The 19,476-nt window shown below is 61.0% G+C and carries 18 protein-coding genes; 6 read left to right on the top strand and 12 right to left on the bottom strand.

The features are described 5' to 3' along the window. The first annotated feature begins 212 nt into the window (after positions 1-212). A complete protein-coding gene (locus tag J3O30_RS23605) occupies positions 213-410 on the top strand; it encodes a DUF3311 domain-containing protein (RefSeq protein ID WP_164012938.1) in 198 nt (65 codons plus the stop codon). Beyond that, positions 400-1,875, top strand: coding sequence for a sodium:solute symporter family protein (gene mctP / locus J3O30_RS23600; RefSeq protein WP_207584995.1), 1,476 nt, complete (start codon positions 400-402; stop codon positions 1,873-1,875). The genes J3O30_RS23605 and mctP overlap by 11 nt, the downstream gene beginning before the upstream one ends. Positions 1,876-1,955: 80 nt before the next feature. Here the strand turns inward: mctP and J3O30_RS23595 are convergent, their stop codons facing one another. The 9 genes from J3O30_RS23595 to J3O30_RS23555 form a co-directional block, all read right to left on the bottom strand. Next, complete coding sequence (locus J3O30_RS23595) at positions 1,956-3,941, bottom strand: methyl-accepting chemotaxis protein (protein WP_207584994.1); 1,986 nt, start codon at positions 3,939-3,941, stop codon at positions 1,956-1,958. A gap of 422 nt (positions 3,942-4,363) precedes the next feature. Continuing rightward, complete coding sequence (locus tag J3O30_RS23590; protein WP_207584993.1) at positions 4,364-4,588, bottom strand: hypothetical protein; 225 nt, start codon at positions 4,586-4,588, stop codon at positions 4,364-4,366. A gap of 160 nt (positions 4,589-4,748) precedes the next feature. After that, positions 4,749-5,087: a hypothetical protein gene (locus J3O30_RS23585; RefSeq protein WP_207584992.1), complete on the bottom strand. Its 339-nt coding sequence runs from the start codon at positions 5,085-5,087 to the stop codon at positions 4,749-4,751. An 89-nt stretch (positions 5,088-5,176) separates the two neighbouring features. Further along, on the bottom strand, positions 5,177-6,274 hold the full coding sequence (locus J3O30_RS23580; protein WP_207584991.1) for a substrate-binding domain-containing protein: 1,098 nt from the start codon (positions 6,272-6,274) through the stop codon (positions 5,177-5,179). A 51-nt stretch (positions 6,275-6,325) separates the two neighbouring features. Further along, positions 6,326-7,366 (bottom strand): ABC transporter permease, encoded by a 1,041-nt coding sequence (locus tag J3O30_RS23575; protein ID WP_164012916.1) that lies wholly within the window; start codon positions 7,364-7,366, stop codon positions 6,326-6,328. An 18-nt stretch (positions 7,367-7,384) separates the two neighbouring features. After that, complete coding sequence (locus J3O30_RS23570; RefSeq protein ID WP_207584990.1) at positions 7,385-8,881, bottom strand: sugar ABC transporter ATP-binding protein; 1,497 nt, start codon at positions 8,879-8,881, stop codon at positions 7,385-7,387. 108 nt (positions 8,882-8,989) lie between these two features. Beyond that, a complete protein-coding gene (locus tag J3O30_RS23565; RefSeq protein WP_207584989.1) occupies positions 8,990-9,883 on the bottom strand; it encodes an NAD(P)-dependent oxidoreductase in 894 nt (297 codons plus the stop codon). Then, on the bottom strand, positions 9,873-10,427 hold the full coding sequence (locus tag J3O30_RS23560; RefSeq protein WP_207584988.1) for a gluconokinase: 555 nt from the start codon (positions 10,425-10,427) through the stop codon (positions 9,873-9,875). The genes J3O30_RS23565 and J3O30_RS23560 overlap by 11 nt, the downstream gene beginning before the upstream one ends. A 13-nt stretch (positions 10,428-10,440) precedes the next feature. Next, positions 10,441-11,205: an SDR family oxidoreductase gene (locus tag J3O30_RS23555; RefSeq protein ID WP_207584987.1), complete on the bottom strand. Its 765-nt coding sequence runs from the start codon at positions 11,203-11,205 to the stop codon at positions 10,441-10,443. Positions 11,206-11,340: 135 nt separating this feature from the next. Here J3O30_RS23555 and J3O30_RS23550 point away from each other — a divergent pair, with 135 nt between their 5' ends. Beyond that, positions 11,341-12,282 carry a 2-hydroxyacid dehydrogenase gene (locus J3O30_RS23550; protein ID WP_207584986.1) on the top strand — a complete coding sequence of 314 codons (942 nt, stop codon included), beginning with the start codon at positions 11,341-11,343 and terminating at the stop codon, positions 12,280-12,282. A 10-nt stretch (positions 12,283-12,292) separates the two neighbouring features. Further along, positions 12,293-13,324, top strand: coding sequence for an L-idonate 5-dehydrogenase (locus tag J3O30_RS23545; RefSeq protein ID WP_207584985.1), 1,032 nt, complete (start codon positions 12,293-12,295; stop codon positions 13,322-13,324). Between the two features lie 41 nt (positions 13,325-13,365). Here the strand turns inward: J3O30_RS23545 and J3O30_RS23540 are convergent, their stop codons facing one another. Beyond that, complete coding sequence (locus J3O30_RS23540; protein WP_207584984.1) at positions 13,366-14,433, bottom strand: LacI family DNA-binding transcriptional regulator; 1,068 nt, start codon at positions 14,431-14,433, stop codon at positions 13,366-13,368. A 226-nt stretch (positions 14,434-14,659) separates the two neighbouring features. Between J3O30_RS23540 and J3O30_RS23535 the strand changes: the two genes are divergently transcribed. Continuing rightward, entirely contained in the window at positions 14,660-15,586 is a 927-nt protein-coding gene (locus J3O30_RS23535) for an SMP-30/gluconolactonase/LRE family protein (protein WP_207584983.1), read from the top strand. A 55-nt stretch (positions 15,587-15,641) separates the two neighbouring features. On the opposite strand, the gene J3O30_RS23530 is transcribed toward J3O30_RS23535, so the two are convergent. Both J3O30_RS23530 and J3O30_RS23525 read right to left on the bottom strand, forming a co-directional pair. After that, the gene (locus J3O30_RS23530) at positions 15,642-17,780 is read right to left on the bottom strand and encodes a VWA domain-containing protein (protein WP_207584982.1); all 2,139 of its coding nucleotides are present in this window, start codon (positions 17,778-17,780) and stop codon (positions 15,642-15,644) included. Beyond that, a complete protein-coding gene (locus tag J3O30_RS23525; RefSeq protein WP_207584981.1) occupies positions 17,777-18,301 on the bottom strand; it encodes an RNA polymerase sigma factor in 525 nt (174 codons plus the stop codon). The genes J3O30_RS23530 and J3O30_RS23525 overlap by 4 nt, the downstream gene beginning before the upstream one ends. 262 nt (positions 18,302-18,563) lie before the next feature. On the opposite strand from J3O30_RS23525, the gene J3O30_RS23520 reads away from it, so the two are divergent. Then, on the top strand, positions 18,564-19,475 hold the full coding sequence (locus J3O30_RS23520; RefSeq protein ID WP_207584980.1) for an alpha/beta hydrolase: 912 nt from the start codon (positions 18,564-18,566) through the stop codon (positions 19,473-19,475). The last annotated feature ends 1 nt before the right edge of the window (position 19,476 follow it).

Below are 19,476 nucleotides of genomic sequence, written 5' to 3'. Positions count from 1 at the left end.
GATAAATCCGACGCCCTAGGACTCCATTCGCCGCTAGCCAAGTGCAAGCCGCTGGGAGGAATTCACATGCGTTACATCAGCTTCCGAACGTCCGGAAAAGCTCGAGCGACCCGAACAGGGCCTGCTGCCGCCGCCGGCTGACAGACCTGCCTTCCACGCCGACAACTGGAACATGGCGACCGCCGCCCGCGGCGCCTGAAAGGTATTCCGACATGGAAAAACCACGTAGCAAGGCAGCGCTCTGGCTGCTGATCATTCCGTATATAGGCCTGCTCTGGCCGGCATTTTACAATGTCCGCGAGCCGTCCCTTTTCGGCTTTCCGTTCTTCTACTGGTATCAGCTTCTCTGGGTGCCGATCACCGCGACGCTAACCTGGATCGCTTATCGGAGCACCCGCCATGACGACTGATATCAACGGCCAGGCGCTTGCCGTCTTCATCTTCTTCTTCGTCCTCGTCACGGTCATGGGCTTCGTCGCCAGCCGCTGGCGCAAGCCCGAGACGCTCGCCCATATCGATGAATGGGGCCTCGGCGGCCGCAACTTCGGCACCTGGATCACCTGGTTCCTCGTCGGCGGCGATTTCTATACCGCCTATACGGTGATCGCCGTCCCGGCGCTGGTCTATACGGTCGGCGCCTACGGCTTCTTCGCGCTGCCCTACACCATCGTCGTCTACCCCTTCGTCTTCATGGTCATGCCGGTTCTGTGGAAACGCGCCAAAGGGTTCGGTTATGTGACGGCTGCCGACGTCGTCCACGGCCAATACGGATCGCGCGGCCTCGAACTCGCCGTCGCGGCAACGGGCGTCATCGCCACCATGCCCTACATCGCCCTCCAGCTCGTCGGTATGACTGCGGTCCTGAAGGCGCTCGGGCTGCATGGCGAATTGCCGCTCGCGATCGCCTTCATCGTGCTGGCGCTCTATACCTATTCGGCGGGCCTGCGCGCGCCGGCCCTGATCGCCTTTGTCAAGGACATCATGATCTACATCGTGGTGATCGCAGCCGTCGCACTGATCCCGTCGAAGCTCGGCGGCTACGCCAATGTCTTCGCCTCGGCCGATGCGGCCTTCCAGGCCAAGGGCTCCGGCAACCTGCTGCTCGGCGGCAATCAATATGTCGCCTATGCCACGCTGGCGCTGGGTTCGGCGCTTGCCGCCTTCATGTATCCGCATACGCTGACAGGCATCTTTGCCTCCAACAGCGGCAAGACGATCCGCAAGAACGCGATCATGCTGCCCGCCTATACGCTGCTGCTCGGTCTTCTGGCACTGCTCGGCTATATGGGTCATGCCGCCAATCTGAAGCTCGACAGTGCCAATGATGTCGTTCCGACCCTGTTCAAGACGCTGTTTTCGGGCTGGTTCTCCGGCTTCGCCTTTGCGGCGATCGCCATCGGCGCGCTGGTGCCGGCGGCGGTGATGAGCATTGGTGCCGCCAATCTCTTCACCCGCAACTTCTGGAAAGCCTATGTCGATCCGAAGGTCAGCGATGCGGGAGAGGCGAAGGTCGCAAAGATCACCTCGTTGGTGGTGAAGGTCGGTGCGCTGCTCGTCATCATCTTCCTGCCGACGCAGTTCGCACTCGACCTGCAGCTGCTCGGCGGCATCTGGATCCTGCAGACACTTCCGGCCCTGGTCTTCGGCCTTTACACCAACTGGTTTCGAGCACCCGCTCTGCTGGCCGGTTGGTTCGTCGGCTTCTGCGGCGGCACCTTCCTGGTCTGGGATGCCGGTTGGAAACCGCTGCATATGATCAGCCTCGGCGGCGAGCCCTTCACCGTCTACACGGGACTGCTGGCGCTTGCGGCAAACATCGCGGTCGCAGTCGTGCTCAATGCCCTGCTTCCGGCCAAGGTTCCGGCCCGGGCGTGAGACCAATCAAAGCAAAGGGCGGCACACGCCGCCCTTTGCAATTTGCTATCCAGCAGAAGCTGACCGGAAATCAGTCCGATTTAAAACTCTTCCCAATCGCCGGCCAATGCTGCGTTCCCCTGGGCCGCATTTCCCTGGCCCGCGCTTCGCTGAAACGACCTGCCTACCTTGGCAATCATCTGGCGCGCCGGCGAGGACACCGGCTGAGCATGTTGTGCCGCGGCAGCGGGCTGCGTTGAGCGCTTCGATACCACCGCGCCCCCGATGCTGAACTGGCCTAGGAGCTGGAACAGCGCGTCGGCTTCCTTGGCGAGGTTATGGGCGGCGGCCGTCGCTTCTTCCACCATGGCTGCGTTCTGCTGCGTGCCCTGATCCATCCTGTTGACAGCGGTGTTGATCTCCTTCAGACCCGTTGCCTGCTCTTGCGAAGCGCCGACAATAGCGCCGACATTGCCGTCGACCTGCTGCACTTGTGCGACGATCTCTTGCAAGGCTTTTCCGGTCTCGCCGACCAAGGCGACGCCGTTTTTCACGTGGCCGTTCGATGCGTTGATCAGCTCTTTGATTTCCTTTGCAGCCTTGGCGGAACGTTGCGCCAATTCGCGCACCTCCTGGGCAACGACGGCAAAACCCTTGCCTGCTTCACCGGCGCGGGCGGCTTCGACACCGGCATTCAACGCAAGCAGGTTGGTCTGGAAGGCGATTTCATCGATGACACCGATGATGCTTCCGATTTCAGTAGCGGAGGATTCGATCTTGCCCATCGCGTCGACCGCACCCCGGACGACGCTGCCCGAACGCTCCGCGCTGTCCTTCGTCTTGCGAACGAGCTGCCCTGCTTCCTGGGCCTTGTTGCTCGAGTCGGCGACAGTGGTGGTGATTTCCTCGAGCGCAGCAGCGGTTTCCTCAACGGATGCGGCCTGCTGTTCGGTCCGCTTGGCGAGATCATCCGACGAAGATCGGATCTCCTGTGCGCCGGCGGCGATCGCACTTGCGTTCTGAGCAACCTTCTGCATGGCGGCGCGGAGCTTTTCGACAGCGGTATTGAAGTCGGCTCTGAGCTTTTCCAGAGACGGGATGAACGGCGTGTCGATCTGCTGTGTGAGGTCGCCGTCGGCCAGCGCCTGCAATGCATCGCCAAGCTGGCCGACAGCCCGGTCGGTCTGCTCGGCAAGAGTGCGGCGTTCATCGGCATCCTGTTCGAGCCGATGCCGTTCTGCGACAGCCCGCTTGGCTTCCGTGTCAGCTTCCCGTTCGGCCTTTGTCGAAATGGCGTCACGCAAGCCGGCCACAGCGCGCGCAAGCTTGCCGATCTCATCACCTCGCGCTTCGAGGCGACGATCGCCGTCGAGATTGCCCTCCGCCATCGCTTTCAACGAAAGCTGCAATTTTGCCAGCGGGCCGACGATCGTACGCGCGGTAATCGCAGCCGCAATGATCGAAAGAAGAGCCGCGATACCCAACGCCGTCAGCACGATCGGCTTGAAGCCGCTTGCCGTGCTGCGAACCTCGCCACCAATCGATTTGTTCAGTGCTTCCTGATAATCGATGAATTTGTTGATGGCGCCCAGCCAGGAAATGAAGGCCGGTCTTGCCTGTTCGAGCAGGATCTTGCGGGCCGCGTCGCCATCGCCCTTTTCCTGCAGCGCAATGATCTGAGCGACCAAAGGATTGGTTTTCGCCTGTATGTCGGCGATGTCGCCCAGAATGGTCTTTTCCTGATCCGTCGCACCTGCCGGAGATGCAACCATATCCGCCATGCGCTTTTCATTCTCGGCGTAGGTGGCGGCCAGCTTTTCGATCAATGCCTCGGCCGCTTTGCGTTCATCGGCAGAGGTCACCAGAGTGACGTCGCGAATGGCAATCGCCCGATCGTGCACGCTGCCGCGATAGTTGATGGCAAACCGCTGCTTGACGCTGTTGACGTCGTTGATCGTTCCAAGGTTGCTGTTGATCTCATCGACCTGTACCGCCGAGTAGATGCTCAGGCCGGCCATCAGCACAATCAGGAAGCTGAAGCCAAGAGCGAGACGCATCGCGATCCCGAAACTTTTAATAGTATCCATTGCCACGCTCCATCGTGTTGGCGAGGTTTGTCAAAGGTGTCTATGACCAGGATCTGTGCCCGAATGCGTCCGCCGTGCACTACTGCGCGCGTCGCGCCTAAAGCGGGGCGAGCGTCAGCGTAACAACGTCGATTCATGCGAGATTTCGGTATACCTGGCCGGCCATCATGGCGTAGGTGACGATCCTCAGAACGTCGCTCCGATACCCTTAAAAATAGGGGGAGATATTTTAGAGAGTGTAAACGAAGCCGGCAGGGCGTCATATTGCTGCGCTTTTTGACTATTTTGTCGCATTTTTCGTCTTAAACGGCTCGACGTCCGCGCGGAAAACCTACACCAAGTTGTTGGTTTGAAGTGACGCACATCTCCTGTTGCAAACGGACGGTTTGAATCCACTTGCCAAGAGCCAAGCATTGATCTGCCTAGGCGTAGTCGATGTTCAGCGATGCAATCGGCATGAATTGCAGCTTCTGCGCCGCGTTGCTGGGCGACACTGGACAGGAAGGCTGTCTGACGATCCGGATGGGCGGCGAGGAATTCCTGCTGTTGTTTCCCGGGCGAGTGCCGGGGACACCTTTGCCGATGTCGAGCGGCTGCGGACCACGAATGGCCAAGGTGACCCCGAAGCTTGAAGTCACCTGTTCCATCGGCCGACTGCCTGGGGGCGGCGCTGCATATGGCGGACGCCAACCTTTATATCGCCAGGAATTCCGGCCGCAATCGATGAGTTGCGACGGCGACCTGACGCAGTCATCAAGACCATCACCCGGAAAACATGCGTTGCTTGCCGAAATCGATGCGCCGATCTCAGGCGGTATGCGGCGAGTATTCGTTGGCCTGGAAGACGTGATGATGCACCTTGCCGGTGAAGAGCTGGAGGAGTTCGCCGGTGACCTCGCGGCTCTCGAAGCGCACATCGGAGCGAAGCGCTGCGTTCACTGCATCCATATCCGGGTAACGAATGGCCAAGGCCATGGCATAGACCGGGGCGCCTTCGTCGCGCTCCATCCCGTCCAGCACCCGGACTTCCTCGGCGCCCGGAAATTTCGTCCAGAGCGGGACGAGCCGCTGTTTCACGAAGTCGCGGAATTCCTCTTCCCGACCGGGATGGATTTCACCTTCAAATAAAGCATAACGAATAATCATAGCTTCTCTTTTCCAAAACTCGCCGGAGCTGGATCGATGGGGATGCGAGGAAGTGAGGGCGTATCGACCGATACGCCCTGATCGGAGGCTTATTTGCCCCAGACTTTCTTGTATTGATCGCGATAGCCGTTATCGGGATCGAAGCTGTTCTTCGGTCCGCCGTCGAACTCGACGTTGGCGCTGGTCACCACATGCAGTGGCGACACGTAACCCGACCACGGAACGCCCGCAAAGGCGCGGTTAAGCTCGTCGACGAGCTGCCAGCCCTGGAGGTTGAGCGGCTCGGCGACCGTGACGGCCTGAAACTGCTTGGCGCGGATACGTTGATAGGCGCTCTCCGAACCATCGCCTGCTGCAACGTTCACCGGTTTTCCGTCGCCGGCAATGCCGGCTGAAGCGAGCGAAGGCCCCATGAAGTCGTAATAGAGGTCGTTGATCGCCAGAGAATGCGTCCACTTGGCGCCATACTTCTGCAGCAGCGACGTGGTCAATTGCGGCATGCGCTGAGAGGTTTCGGCAATCGGCGTGTCGACATATTCGAGCACCGTGCCGCCGAGATCCTCGATCTCCTTCTTCATGCGGTCGGCCTTGGCGATCGCGATCGCATAGGTGGAGTCGGTAAAGATGATGACGCCAGGCTTGCCGCCTGCGTCGACGAAGGCCCAATCGGCCGCAGACTTCGATACTTCCATCGCATCGGTCGTCACGTTAGCGAAGACGCCGACTTCGGGAACGGGGCCGACAGCCGAGGCGGCGTGCCAGGAAACCATTGGAATACCGGCCGCCTTGGCCGCTTCCATCGCCGGCTTCTGCTCGACCGCGTCGAAGCCGTTGATGATGATGCCATCCGGCTTCAGGGCCATCGCCTGGCCGAACGCCGCGGTCCGCCCGCCGATCGAACCGGCGCCGTCAAGCGCCTTGACCGTCCACCCCAGCGCGCCCGCCGCTTCCTGAACGCCATTGACCACGCCGAGAATGCCGCCATTCTTCATGTCGCCGGCCAGAATGACGATGTTCTTTCCGCTGGCGCCCTTGGGGCCGCTCGTCGGGCCATCCCAGGCGCTTACCTTGGAAGCATACTTGTCCACCACCGCCTTGGCGTCGGCCATCGAATCGGCCAATGCCGGCATGCTGAGCATAACGGCGACGGTTGCGACCGTTGCCTGCAATAATGTTCTGCGCTTCATGTCCACTCCTCCATTTTGTTTGTTGTAAGATGCCGGGATGAGCCGGCATCCTCATTTGGATGCGGGTGTGATCCTCCTCACAGCTCCGCGCTTGCGCTGGGCATACCCTGCTATGCCGATCGCAATCAGCAGGGTTACGCCGTTGAACAGCGGCTCGACGAAGAACGACCCGCCGAATTGCTGAATTCCGGATATGCCGACCGCCAGAATGATGACGCCGATCAAAGTGCCCCAGACGTTCACCCGCCCCGGCTTGATCGTCGTCGATCCGAGAAATGCGCCGACAAGCGCCGGTAGCAGATATTCGAGGCCGACGCTGGCCTGGCCGATGCGCAGCTTCGAGGCGAGAAGGACCCCGGTCAGCGCTGCCAGCAGGCCTGAGGTGACGAATGCGCCGATCACGAATTTGCGGACCGGAATGCCATTGAGGGCTGCCGCCTTGGGATTGGCGCCGATGGCGTAGAGATAGCGGCCGATCGGCAGGTATTCGAGCACGACCCACATGCAGATGGCGATCAGCAGCACGTAGAAGCCGGTGATCGGCAGGCCGAACAGCATGGTGCCATTCAGCGCATAGAAACCCTCCGGCAAGACGCCGACCACCTGCCGCCCGCCGGTGTGCCAGAGGGCAAGCGCGTAGAGAACCGTTCCCGTACCGAGCGTGGCGATGAAGCTGTCGATCTTTGCGACTTCGACCAACAGCCCGTTGATGAAGCCGGTGAGGACGCCGAGCGCCAGAACGATGATCACGGCGACCGGCCAGGGCAGGCCATAAGCGGTCTGCAGGCTGATGGCGAGAATATGCCAGAGCACGATGCCGTAGCCAACGGTCAGATCGATGCGGCCCGATGCCATCGGGATCATCGCGGCGAGCGACAGAAGCGCGATGATTGCCTTGTCTGAGACAATCGAGCGAACGTTCAGCACGGTGGGGAACGTATCCGGCAGAAGGATCGAGAAGATCACGATCAGGCCGACGGTCAGGATCACCAGCCCGTAGACCGGGATCAGGCGTCCGATCTTCTGGCCTGTGGACAGGCCGGCCATTTCGCTCTTGGTTGGCTCCAGCGCGGTGGATTCAATGGATTGCATGGCTGTTCTCCCGATGGCTCAAGCCGCTTCCGACGCGGAGGCGGCGGTGATGACCGCCTCCGTCGTGAGGGCGCTTCCAGTCAGTTCGCTGACGATTTTGCCGCGCGAGAAGACCAGCGCGCGGTGGCATATATGGGCGATTTCCTCGAAATCGGTCGAGACGACGACAACCGCGAGACCCGCCTCGAGCGCCTGGGTGATCAGACGGTAGATCTCGGCACGCGCGCCGATGTCGACGCCGGCGGTCGGATCTTCCGCGACCAGCAGCTTGCGGCCGGTCGCCAGCCAGCGACCGACGACCACCTTCTGCTGGTTGCCGCCCGACAGGGCCTCGACCGGCAGATCCGGATCGTTCGGCCGCAGGCCGACGGTGTGGCCGATCGCATGGGCAAGGTCGGCTTCGCCGCGCGGCGACAGGAAGGACAAAAGCCCGCGGCCGACGGCGCCTGGATTGAGATAGGTATTTTCCCGGATGGAAAGCGACAGAGCAACGGATTCTTCCGTCCGGTCACGGGCAATCAATCCGATCCCCGACGCCATGGCCCGTCGCGGGCTCGAAAGATCCGGGGCCTCGTCATGCAGCAGAACCGTGCCGTTGAAGGGCTCGCAACCGAACAGCGCCCGGCCGATCCGCTCCTGGCCGGCGCCACGCAATCCGGCCAGGCCGAGCAGCTCACCTTCGCGGATATCGAAGGATATCGGGCTCGTGCCGGCACAGATGAGGTCACGAACCTTGACGATCGCCTTGCCGGGCGTAATCGCGGCCTTGGAAAAGAGACTATCGCCGCTGCGACCGATGATCATCGTCACCAGCTCGTCGGGCGCCGTTTCGCTGACCGGCTTCTGTCCGACCATGCATCCGTCACGCAGAACGGCGACCCGATCGGCAATACGGAAAATCTCGTCGAGCCTGTGGGAGACATAGATCATGCCGACGCCGCGATCCTTTAGAGGACGGATCGCATTGAACAGCCGGTCGACTTCATCGGCGGGCAGGCTCGCCGTCGGCTCGTCGAGCACCAGAACGTCAGCTTCGACGGCAAGTGCGCGAGCGATGGCGACAAGCGATTTTTCGGTGCGCGACAACGTCGAGACCCGCGTGGTGGGGTCAAAATCGCAGCCAACCAGTTTCAGGGCTTCCTTGGCGCGCGCTTGCGTCCTGTTCCAATCGATCAGGCCGCGGCGCATCGAGAAGCCCTGCGACAGGCCCATATTCTCGCCGACCGTCATCCACTCGATCAAACCGAGATCCTGGTGGATGAAGGCAACCGGCTGCCGCTCGTTCGGCTTCGGGGGGCGATGGTGGTAGCTCTCGCCGCGGAAAAGGATGTCGCCGCTATCTGGCTTGTAGATGCCGGCGAGCGTCTTGATGAGCGTCGATTTGCCGGCGCCGTTTTCTCCGAGCAGCGCGAGAATTTCTCCCTCGCGCAAATCGATCGAGACATCACGCAGCGCTTGCGTGCCGCCGAAGCTCTTGGTGATCGATTGGAACTCCAGCAGTCTCCTGGCTTCCACTGTGGCTCCTCCCAAAGCTGCGGTTGTCATTGGCTGTATGTTATCGATAACATTTGCTGATGGTCAAGCGGAAAGATGACAATCTCGAATTTCGAATAAAGATTGGCGTCAGCCGGGCTGAAGCCCGTCGAGAAGGCGCATCATTTCGGCGGAGTCCTTCGGCCCGAGCCCGGCGGCGCAGAGCAGTCGGTGGATTTCGACTACCGCGCCGGTCATCGGCAAGGGCGTCTTTGTCTTCAGCGCAAAGGCCTGCAGCGAATCCAGGTCCTTCAGCATGTTGTCGATCCTGCCGGTCGGTGAGAAATCCCGGGCGGCGAATTTTGCCATGAATTCCTGCATGATCCGATTGTCCGCCCGACCGCCGGCAAGAGCTGCCGGGATGGCTGAGGGATCGACGCCGCCGGCTTCGGCAAGCTTGACGGCTTCAGCGACGGCCTGAAACAGCACGGCGCAAAACAGCTGGTTGATCAGCTTCGTGGTCTGCCCGGCGCCGGATCCGCCCATCAGCGTGTAATTGGCGGCAAGATGCCGCATCACCACGCGCGCCCGTTCGAAATCCTCAGGGCTGCCGCCGGCCATGATCGTCAGGCGCCCGCTCAGCGCACCGGGCACGCCGCCGGAAAGCGGGCAATCCACCCATGCCATGCCCGTTTCCCGGCGCAGTCGCATCGCCATGTCCGCGGTCTCGGCGGGATCGATGGAGGACATGTCGATCAGCAGCTTGTCGGCGCTCGCCGCCGCTGCAACGCCCTTCTCGCCGAAGACGACGGCACGCACGATGTTCGCATGATTGAGGCTGAGCACGCAGAATTCCGACGCCGCGACCGCATCTTGCACGGAACTCGCCGCGTGGGCGCCCTTGGCTGCTAATGCCGCAACTTTTTCGGCATCCAGGTCAAAGACCGATACTTTGTGGCCGGTTTCGATCAGTCGGCTGACGATCGCCGTTCCCATGATGCCCGCGCCGATGACGGCGACATCTGCTCTATAGTCACACTGCATGAAACCCTCCCTTGACAGCCACGCCGCTCAGCCCTTTGCAAGCCAGCGCCACAATATCGTCCAACACATTATCGATCGGCACCGTCACCACGTGAGGTTCACCGGCCGGCGGCTCCAGCGCCTGCAGTTGGCTGTCAAGCAAGGACGCCGGCATGAAATGACCCTTGCGGGCCTGCATCCGCGACAGCAATAGATCGCGAGACCCTTCCAGGAAAACGAAGGCCAGACGCCCGCTTGCCGCCTGCCGCAGCCTGTCCCGATAGGCTTTCTTCAGCGCCGAACACGAGATCACCAATCCCTGCGACGCGCCTTGCGCAGTGGTTATTTCCTCACCAATCCGGTCGAGCCAGGGCAGCCGGTCGGCGTCGGTGAGCGGGGTGCCCTCAGCCATTTTCGCGACATTTCCGACGGGGTGGAGTTGATCGCCCTCGACAAATCGCATGCCGTATTCAGCGGCGATGCGCTCTCCAACCGAGGATTTGCCGCAGCCGCTTACGCCCATGACAACGACGGCAAGAGGCGGTGCCTTTCTTTCGAAGTCCATTGTCTCGTCTCTGTCAGAGGCAGGTCGTGATGCCGCCGTCGACATAAAGCGTGTGGCCGTTGATGAAGGACGAACCGCCGCCCGACAGGAAAACGGCAGCGCCGACCAGTTCCTCGACATTGCCCCACCGTCCGGCCGGCGTCCGCTTCTCGAGCCAAGACGAGAATTCGGGGTTGTCGACGAGCGCCTGGTTGAGCGGCGTCTTGAAATAACCTGGCGCAATCGCGTTGATCTGCAGGCCGTACTTGGCCCAGTCGGCGCACATGCCGCGCGTCAGATTGCGCACCGCGCCCTTGGTTGCCGTATAAGGAGCAATGCCGGGGCGGGCGAGTTCGCTTTGAACCGAGGCGATGTTGATAATCTTGCCCTTGCCGCGGGCGATCATGGCTTTGGCGGCTGCCTGGCCGACGTAAAACACGCTCGAAATATTGGTGGTCAACAGCAGTTCCCATTTGTCCGCCGGAAAATCTTCCAGCGGGCTTCGAAACTGCATGCCGGCATTGTTGATCAGGATGTCGAGCGACCCGATATCGGCTTCGACCGCGTCAATGCCCTGTTTGGCCGCATCCTTGCTGGTCACGTCGAAGATCGCCGCATGGGCAGACAGGCCCTGAGCCTTGAGGCTCTCGACTGCGCGCTTGACGCTTTCGGGCGTGCGGCCGTTGATGATGACCTCGGCGCCGTGTTGGGCCAGGCCTTCCGCCAGGGCATAGCCGATCCCCTGGCTCGAGCCGGTGATCAGGGCAAGCCGTCCGGTCAGATCAAACAGGTTCTTCATGCAAATAACTCCTCCAGTGTCGCTGCGAATGACCGCTTATACCGCCACTCGCGGTGAAACTCACTTGACATCCCGCCTTCGAATTATATGTTATCGATAACATAATCAACTGTCAAAATGCCGGATGGAGACGGAATGCCTGAGGTAGAAATCTTGATGACCGGAGCCTATCCGGAGTGGGACATGGTGGATCTGGAGGCGAAGTATCGCATCCATCGCCTGTGGGAAGCGGCAGACCGGCAAGAACTGATCGTAAGGGTCGGCAGGGATATTCGCGCCATCGCGACGCGTGGTGAACTCGGCGCCTCCGCCGAGCTGATGAAGCAACTGCCGAAGCTGGAGATCGTCTCCTGTTACGGCGTCGGCACCGACGCGATCGACCTGTCCTTTTCCCGCGCCAATGGCATTCGCGTGACCAATACCCCCGATGTGCTCACCGAAGATGTCGCCGACATCGCCATCGGGCTGCTGCTTGCCACGGCGAGACAGGTTCCGCAGGCCGACGTTTTCGTCCGCTCCGGCCAATGGGGCAGTGTCGCCATGCCGCTGGTGACGCGCGTCTCCGGCAAGAAGGTCGGGATCATCGGCATGGGCCGGATCGGCCAGGCAATCGCCAGAAGGGCTGCCGGTTTCGGCTGCGACATCGCCTATTTCACTCGCCACGAGCACACGGATGTCGCCTATGCCTACCAGCCGGACCTGGTGGCGCTTGCCGATTGGGCCGATTTTCTGATCGTCATCGTTCCGGGAGGGGAGGCGACTGTGAAGATCATCGACGCCGATGTGCTTAAAGCCCTCGGCCCCAACGGCATTTTGATCAATGTTTCGCGCGGGACGACCGTCGACGAAGAGGCGCTGATCGCCGCACTGCAAGACCGTAGCATTCAGGCTGCAGGCCTCGATGTCTTCCTGAACGAACCCAAGATCGATGCGCGTTTCCTGACGCTCAAAAACGTTGTGTTGCAGCCCCATCATGGCTCCGGTACCGTCGAGACACGCAAGGCAATGGGCCAACTGGTCAGAGACAATCTCGCTGCGCATTTTGCCGGTCGCCCACTTCCAACTCCCGTCGTGTAAGGATTTCGATATGAAAGCCATCGTCATTCATGCCGCCAAGGATCTGAGGATCGAAGAGCGAGAGCCGGAGGTTGTAGGCGCGGGGCAGGTTGAGATTGCCATCGAAGCCGGCGGCATCTGCGGTTCCGACCTGCACTATTACAATCACGGCGGCTTCGGCACCGTTCGTCTGCGCGAACCGATGATTCTCGGCCATGAGATTGCCGGGACGGTCAAGGCACGGGGCGCCGGCGTTGCCGATCTTGCCATGGGAGACCGTGTTGCGGTTTCCCCAAGCCGGCCGTGCAATCATTGCCAATATTGCCTGAAGGGACAGCAGAACCACTGCCTCAACATGCGGTTTTATGGCAGCGCCATGCCGATGCCGCATATTCAGGGCGGTTTTCGCCAGCGACTGGTGGCGGAGCGCTGGCAATGCCACAAGGTCACTGAGGGCATTTCCATTCATGAGGCCGCCTTCGCAGAACCCTTTGCTGTAACTTTACATGCGGCAAACCGCGCCGGATCGCTGCTGGGCAAACGGGTGCTCGTCACCGGCTGCGGCCCGATCGGGATGTTGGCAATCATTGCGGCGCGCGTTCTCGGCGCCCGCGAAATCGTCGCGACTGACGTGACGGATAGCGTTCTGGCCATCGCCCGCACCAGCGGCGCGGATCGAACGATCAATGTTGCCACCCATACTTCCGACCTTGCGGCTTACAGTGCCGAAAAGGGATACTTCGACGTCATGTTCGAGGCGTCGGGCAACGAGCGGGCCGTGCGCGCTGGCCTGGAAACGCTGAAGCCCCGCGCCATTCTGGTGCAGTTGGGCCTCGGCGGTGATGTCTCCATCCCACAGAACATGATCGTCGCCAAAGAAATCGAGATGCGCGGGACGTTCCGTTTTCACGAGGAATTCGCGCTCGCCGTCGAGCTGATCAACGCGCGCCGCGTCGATCTGAAACCGCTGCTGACGGGCGTTTTTGCAATCGACGAGGCCGTTGCCGCCTTCGAGCTGGCAGGTGACCGCAGCAAATCGATGAAAGTGCAGATCGCCTTCTGATATCGGCGCCCCAACTATCAGAGCAATTCCAGGAAAAGGCTCTAGGCGCTGCGGCGCGTGCTTTCGCGCAGGACCACCCTGTAGCCGGTCAATGTGATCTCGTCGCCGGTCGCCTCGCCGCTGCCCTGCAGCGCGTCCAGCAGGCGGGCGGCGGCCTGACGGCCGATGCCGTAACAGTCGACATTGATAGTCGTGATGCTGGGATGACAGATCGACGATATCTCGTAGTCGCCGAAACCGGCAATGGCGATATCACCCGGCACTTTCATTCCCCTGCGCTTGCATTCCATGATCGCGCCGAAAGCGGAAAGGTCGGAGACGCAGAGAACGACTTCCGTGTCCGGCCAACGCTCCAAGAGGCTGACGATCGCCTGGCCCCCCTGCTCCATGGTGATCGGCGGTACGCCGAAGGAAATCATCCGTCCCGGTCCTAGGCCGAGTTCTTCGACAGTCTTCTGGAAACCGCTTCGCCGCTGGCTGCCGCGCGTATCACGTGCCGTCGTTCCGCCGATATAGCCGAACTTCCGGTATCCCTGGCCGGCGAGCGCCCGCACCAGCAGGGCCATCGCCTCGCTGTTGGAAAAGCCGACGACATGATTGATCGGGTCTTCTGGAAGCTCCCAGGTCTCGACAACAGGAATGCTGGCTTTTGCAAGCATCCGCCGGGCCCGCGCCGTGTGCGAACCACCGGTCAGGATAATGCCTTCAGGGCGACGGCGCAGCATCGCCTCGATCAGCTCTTCTTCTTTCTCCGCCGCATAGTCGGTATAGCCGAGAAGAAGCTGAAGGCCGGTATTCTCCAGCGCATCGGTAATGCCGCGCGCGGTGTCGGAAAAATTCGAATTGTTGATGGAGGGCACCAGCGCGGCGATGAAGCCGCTGCGCCTTGACGAGAGACTGCCGGCCGACAGGTCGAGCACGTAGCCGAGCGCGTCGACAGCTTCCATGATGCGCTTTCGCGTCTCCTCGGAAACGCTTGCATCCTGGCGGAAGGCCCGCGAAACGGTCATGGCGGATACGCCGACATATTTGGCAACCTCCGCCATCGTCAGCTTTTGAGCGTCCCCCGGCTTCAGACGCTTGTCTTTCGGCTCATCCTCGTTTTTCACTGGTCTCCGCTTTCAAACACGCTTCCTGCGCTCGACAATCCAGACACGATAAAGTTATCGCTATCATCGCACAATCGATATTTTCACAAGAATGCGCCACTTCCCCCGGCAAAAACCTGCGTTCCTGGTGCAATACACAGGAACGACGTCAGGTCGGATGGCTGTACGAAGCCTGCGAAACACGACATTATGATATCGATAACATTCAAAAGTAACGGAGGAACAGATGTTCGGGGAAATTGACGGTACAGGTTTTGAGGTTCTCGACCCGCGCTTTGAAAGCTGCTTCGTCGGTCACGCACGCGTCGAGCGGCTTTGGACCGGCGGCCGCTGGCTGGAGGGGCCAGCCTGGTTTGCCGCCGGGCGTTATCTGGTTTTCTCGGATATCCCCAATAACCGAATGATGCGCTACGACCATACCAGCGGCCATACGTCGGTCTTCCGCGCCCCCAGCGACAATTCGAACGGCAATACCGTCGACACTCAGGGCCGGCTCATCACCTGCGAGCATCTGACGCGTCGCGTCACGCGAACCGACTTCAACGGCCAGATCAGCATTCTGGCCGACCGAATTGCCGGCAACCGGCTCAACTCTCCAAACGACGTCACCGTCAAATCCGATGGAACTATCTGGTTCACCGACCCGAGCTACGGCATCCTTCACGACTATGAAGGCGACTACGGCGAAGAGGAAATCGGCGGATGCCACGTCTACCGGCATGACCCGTCAACGGGCACGACAGACCAGATGACGTCCGATTTCGTCAAGCCGAACGGGCTGGCTTTTTCCCCCGACGAAAAGCTGCTCTATGTCGCCGACACCGGAGGTACGCATCTATCAGGCGGTCCGCGCCATATACGAAAGCTTGCTGTATCCGACGTTGGAAAGCTGACCGATCTCGGTATTTTCGCCGAATGCACCTCGGGCTTTTTCGACGGTTTTCGTGTCGACCGGAAGGGAAGGATCTGGACGAGCGCCGGCGACGGTGTGCACGCTTACGATCCGGATGGCACGCTGATCGGCAAAATCCATATTCCCGAGATCGTCTCCAATGTCGCCTTCGGCGGCGAGAAATTGAATCGCCTGTTCATCACGGCAACAACGTCCCTTTATGCTGTCTACCTTACGGCCAATGGATCAAGACCCGGCTAAACACCAAGCAGGAGAGGCCGCCTTTCCGGGCGGCCTCTCCTTTGCGCTTCTCCACTTATCGTTGGCTGAGGCCATCCGCCAGCCGGACCAGCCCGAGGAAATCCGATCGATAGCCGAACGGATCCGTGCCCCGCGACGCCGCCGCGAGATCGACAATCGCCTGATAGGAATAGGCATCGAGGGCGGCGCTGCGGCTCAGTTTCTGGCCGAAGGCGGCGACGGCCACCGAGAAACGGACATCCTGAGGCGCGGCGTCGACAGTGGCGACCACGTTGCCGTTGTCGACAGGTGTGGTGATGAGGGCGCTCTTATCCTCGCCCGGCCGCTTGTAGCGCATCTTGACGAAGGCAAGCTCGCCGCCATGAGCGCTATCGGAGGCCTGTGCCGGCGCCTTGTCGGCTGCGCCATAACGCAGGTCGTCATTCATGACCGCAGGGCTTCCTTTGGGGGTAATCTCGTAGATCGCCGTGACGCTGTGGCCGGAGCCGATATCGCCGGCATCGACACGGTCATTGTTGAAATCCTCGCGGTTGAGGGCGCGTGTCTCGTAGCCGATCAGCCGGTATTCGGCGATCCGTTCCGGATTGAACTCGACCTGGAACTTGACGTCCTTGGCGATCGGAAACAGCGTCGACCCGGCCTCTTCAACGAGCGTCTTCTGCGCCTCCGCCAAGGTGTCGATATAGGCGGCGCTGCCATTGCCGTTCTGCGCCAGCGTCTGCATCAGCGAGTCGTTGAGATTGCCGCGTCCGAAGCCAAGAACAGTGAGGAAGATGCCGTCCTTGCGCCTCTCTTCGATGATGCGCTTCAAATCCTCGTCGCTTGATGGGCCGACATTGAAGTCGCCGTCCGTCGCCAGCATCACCCGATTGACGCCGTCCTTGACGAATGCCTGTTTGGCAAGGTCGTAAGCTGCCTCGATGCCCTCGGCGCCGCCGGTCGAACCTCCAGCTTCCAGCCTGTCGATTGCCGACAGGATCTTTGACTTCTCCATCACGCGCGTCGGCTGAAGCACGGTCCCGGCATTGCCGGCATAGGTGACGATCGAGACTGTATCGTCAGCCTTCAGCCGGTTGACCAGAAGGCGGAAGGCGCTTTTCAGCAGCGGCAGCTTATCCGGCTCGTCCATCGAGCCCGAGACGTCGATCAGGAAGACCAGATTGGCGTGCGGCGCAGTCGCCGGCGCGATGTCATAGCCCTTGATCGCCACATGCATCAATTCCGTGTCGTGGTTCCACGGCGTCGGCATCACCGTCACAGTCGCCTTGAAGGGCTGCTCGGCCTTATCGGGACCCGGCCAGTCATAGGGGAAATAATTGATCATCTCCTCGACGCGGACCGATTGCGGATCGGGCATCGCCCCGCCCGTTAACGACCGGCGGACGAAGGAATAGGATGCGCTGTCGACATCGGCTGAGAAAGTCGAGACCGGATCGGTCGCGACACTCTTGATCGGATTAGCCGCGGCATTGGCAAAGCGCTCGTGGCTGGGATCGAGCTGAAGCTGGACACGTCCATCCGCCGGCGGAGCAGGGGAAGGGGCGACAGCAGCCATCGGTTCGGCTGGCTGCTGTTGGGGGGCGATGCCGGGTGCAATGGAGCGTTTGGCTTCGCCGAGCGTTGTGGCGGAACCCTCCGACTTATTCAGAAGAGTCGACATTTCATCGGCATCGAACTCAGAGGTCTGCGGCGCCTTGGCTTTCGCGGCAGCTTGCTGCTCCTTGTCCTGCAACGCTTCGGCGTTGCCGGCCGCTGACGATCGAGCCAGTTTGTTCTCTTCGGCCGCTGCCTCGGGAAGTTGAGGCGCAGCCGCAACTGGGTCTGCCGGCTTGCCTGCCGGTTCGGCCGGTTTCGACGTCCCATTCTGCGAAAGATTGCCGGCGATCTCAGTCTGGTCGATGATCGGCAATCCGTTTCGGGTCAGCTCGACTACGAGATAACCGGCGGCGGGAATGACAAGCAGCGTCGCAAGCGCTGAACCGGCAAGGAATTTCTTGTTCATGGCTGGGCTCCATATCCAGTTGATGACGGAGCTTTGACGCCAGCCTCTCGCATTTCCTTGGGCTGCCGCCACATTATTTTCTGCGCCGTCGAAGGCCTGCATCGCCGCGGCAAGGGCGCGTACGCGCGCCTCCGGATCGGCTGCCGGCGGGGTGAGGCGGGAGAGCTTTTCAAGTTCCTTGTCCACGGTCATACCTCTTCCTTGCCGAGCATGGCCTTCAACCTTTTGCGCGCCTCATGCACCTGCCAGGACACGGTCGTTTCCGAACAGCCCATGATATCGGCGGCAGCGGAATGGCTAAGGCCTTCGCCATAGACGAGCAGCACGGCGTCGCATTGCCTTTCCGGCAAGGCGCGCACGGCTGCCCATAATTCACTCGATAACTCGTCGTCGTTTGCGGCCGGCGCATCCTGCCGCGGTTCGGCGGCGAATGCGCGAAATGTCTGCTCTTCTCGCGCAAGCTTCCGTCTATGGTCGCGGGCCGCGTTGAGCGTCAGCGTATAGAGCCATGTCCTGAAGCGGCTGGCGCCACGAAAGCCGCGAATGGCTGCGCCGAGTTTGACGCAAACCTCCTGGGCAATATCGTCCGCGTCGGTGGAACTGCCCGACCACCGCCATGCCGCCGCATGGACGAAATCATAGTGGCGCGAAACCAGTTGCCCGAAGGCCTCCCGGTCGCCGCCCTGTGCTCGTTCTATGAGCTCCGCATCCAATGCGCACCTACCCCCAAGCTATCCAGCAAGATGCTATTTCGGAATTGAGACGTTTCTCCGAAGGCTTTCCTTGGGTCGATGACGAAAAAATATCGGATTTTTGAAAAAAAGCCGAAATCTGGAAATGCGGGTTCAAAATAATCGAGTGTCGCGACATTTATGGGTCGCGACCAGACAGATTGCCTCCGTCACCTTGACGCATGATGAGCGCAGAGTCGGCCAGGGACATGGGTCTGCATGTCCCAAATCGAAAGGACCTTCAATGTCCGCTCCATCGCCTGCGCCCACCGAAAAGGGCATCCTGCAGTTTCTTGAGATCTGCGATAGCTTCTATCCCGCGGACGCCGTTGACGCGTCGGCCGAGCAGCAGCGGCATTGGTACGACGCTCTTTGCGCCCGCTTCGACCGACCGTTGCCCCCGGAGATGATCTTTGCGGACGGCATGCTCCAGCGCATACCGATTCGGCGCTACCGCCCACGGAAGATCGTCACGCGGACCATCCTGCTCTATCTGCATGGCGGCGGCTTCGTTGTCGGTTCGCTCGAGAGCCACCATGCCATCTGCGCCGAGATTGCCGATTTTGCCGGCGCGGAACTCGTTTCCGTCGATTACCGGCTGGCCCCGGAATATCGCTGGCCGGCACAGACGGATGACGGCTTTACCGTGTTGAAGCATCTGCTTTCCGCCAACAGCAAGGTCGTGCTGATCGGCGACAGCGCCGGCGGCAATCTTGCGGCGGGCCTTGCATTGCGTGCACGCGACGAGGGCCTGTCCGGCCTCATTGGCCAGGTCCTGATCTACCCCGCGCTCGGCGGGGACCTTACGGCAGGCTCTTACGTCGAGATGGCCGAGGCCCCAGGGCTGACGACGGCGGATGTCGCCTATTATCGCGACATCCTGCAGGCGACGGCAGACAGTGAGATCGCTGAGCCGCTGCAGGCAGCCTCGCTGGCCGGGCTGCCGCCGGCCTTCATCACGGTCGCGCATTTCGATCCTCTCCGCGACGACGGCCGGCACTATGCCGCCCGGCTTACCGCGGAGGGCGTCGAAGTCTGGTTTCGGGAGGAGCCGCAAATGGTGCATGCTTGGCTGCGCGCCCGCCACATCAGCGATGGCGCACGCGATGGTTTCCATGCCGTCTGCGAGGCCGTCCGGCATTTCGCGGCGCCCTGAC

It is taken from the genome of Rhizobium sp. NZLR1 (assembly GCF_017357385.1).
GTDB lineage: Bacteria > Pseudomonadota > Alphaproteobacteria > Rhizobiales > Rhizobiaceae > Rhizobium.
This window is presented reverse-complemented; position numbering and strand designations above follow the sequence as displayed.

Coding starts and splice junctions, on each gene's coding strand:
- J3O30_RS23590 (WP_207584993.1), bottom strand. CDS start 4,588: ATGGAACAGGTGACTTCAAGCTTCGGGGTCACCTTGGCCATTCGTGGT.
- J3O30_RS23530 (WP_207584982.1), bottom strand. CDS start 17,780: ATGACCGTGGACAAGGAACTTGAAAAGCTCTCCCGCCTCACCCCGCCG.
- J3O30_RS23555 (WP_207584987.1), bottom strand. CDS start 11,205: ATGAAGAACCTGTTTGATCTGACCGGACGGCTTGCCCTGATCACCGGC.
- J3O30_RS23520 (WP_207584980.1), top strand. CDS start 18,564: ATGTCCGCTCCATCGCCTGCGCCCACCGAAAAGGGCATCCTGCAGTTT.
- J3O30_RS23605 (WP_164012938.1), top strand. CDS start 213: ATGGAAAAACCACGTAGCAAGGCAGCGCTCTGGCTGCTGATCATTCCG.
- J3O30_RS23580 (WP_207584991.1), bottom strand. CDS start 6,274: ATGAAGCGCAGAACATTATTGCAGGCAACGGTCGCAACCGTCGCCGTT.
- mctP (WP_207584995.1), top strand. CDS start 400: ATGACGACTGATATCAACGGCCAGGCGCTTGCCGTCTTCATCTTCTTC.
- J3O30_RS23565 (WP_207584989.1), bottom strand. CDS start 9,883: ATGCAGTGTGACTATAGAGCAGATGTCGCCGTCATCGGCGCGGGCATC.
- J3O30_RS23560 (WP_207584988.1), bottom strand. CDS start 10,427: ATGGACTTCGAAAGAAAGGCACCGCCTCTTGCCGTCGTTGTCATGGGC.
- J3O30_RS23535 (WP_207584983.1), top strand. CDS start 14,660: ATGTTCGGGGAAATTGACGGTACAGGTTTTGAGGTTCTCGACCCGCGC.
- J3O30_RS23575 (WP_164012916.1), bottom strand. CDS start 7,366: ATGCAATCCATTGAATCCACCGCGCTGGAGCCAACCAAGAGCGAAATG.
- J3O30_RS23595 (WP_207584994.1), bottom strand. CDS start 3,941: ATGGATACTATTAAAAGTTTCGGGATCGCGATGCGTCTCGCTCTTGGC.
- J3O30_RS23545 (WP_207584985.1), top strand. CDS start 12,293: ATGAAAGCCATCGTCATTCATGCCGCCAAGGATCTGAGGATCGAAGAG.
- J3O30_RS23585 (WP_207584992.1), bottom strand. CDS start 5,087: ATGATTATTCGTTATGCTTTATTTGAAGGTGAAATCCATCCCGGTCGG.
- J3O30_RS23550 (WP_207584986.1), top strand. CDS start 11,341: ATGCCTGAGGTAGAAATCTTGATGACCGGAGCCTATCCGGAGTGGGAC.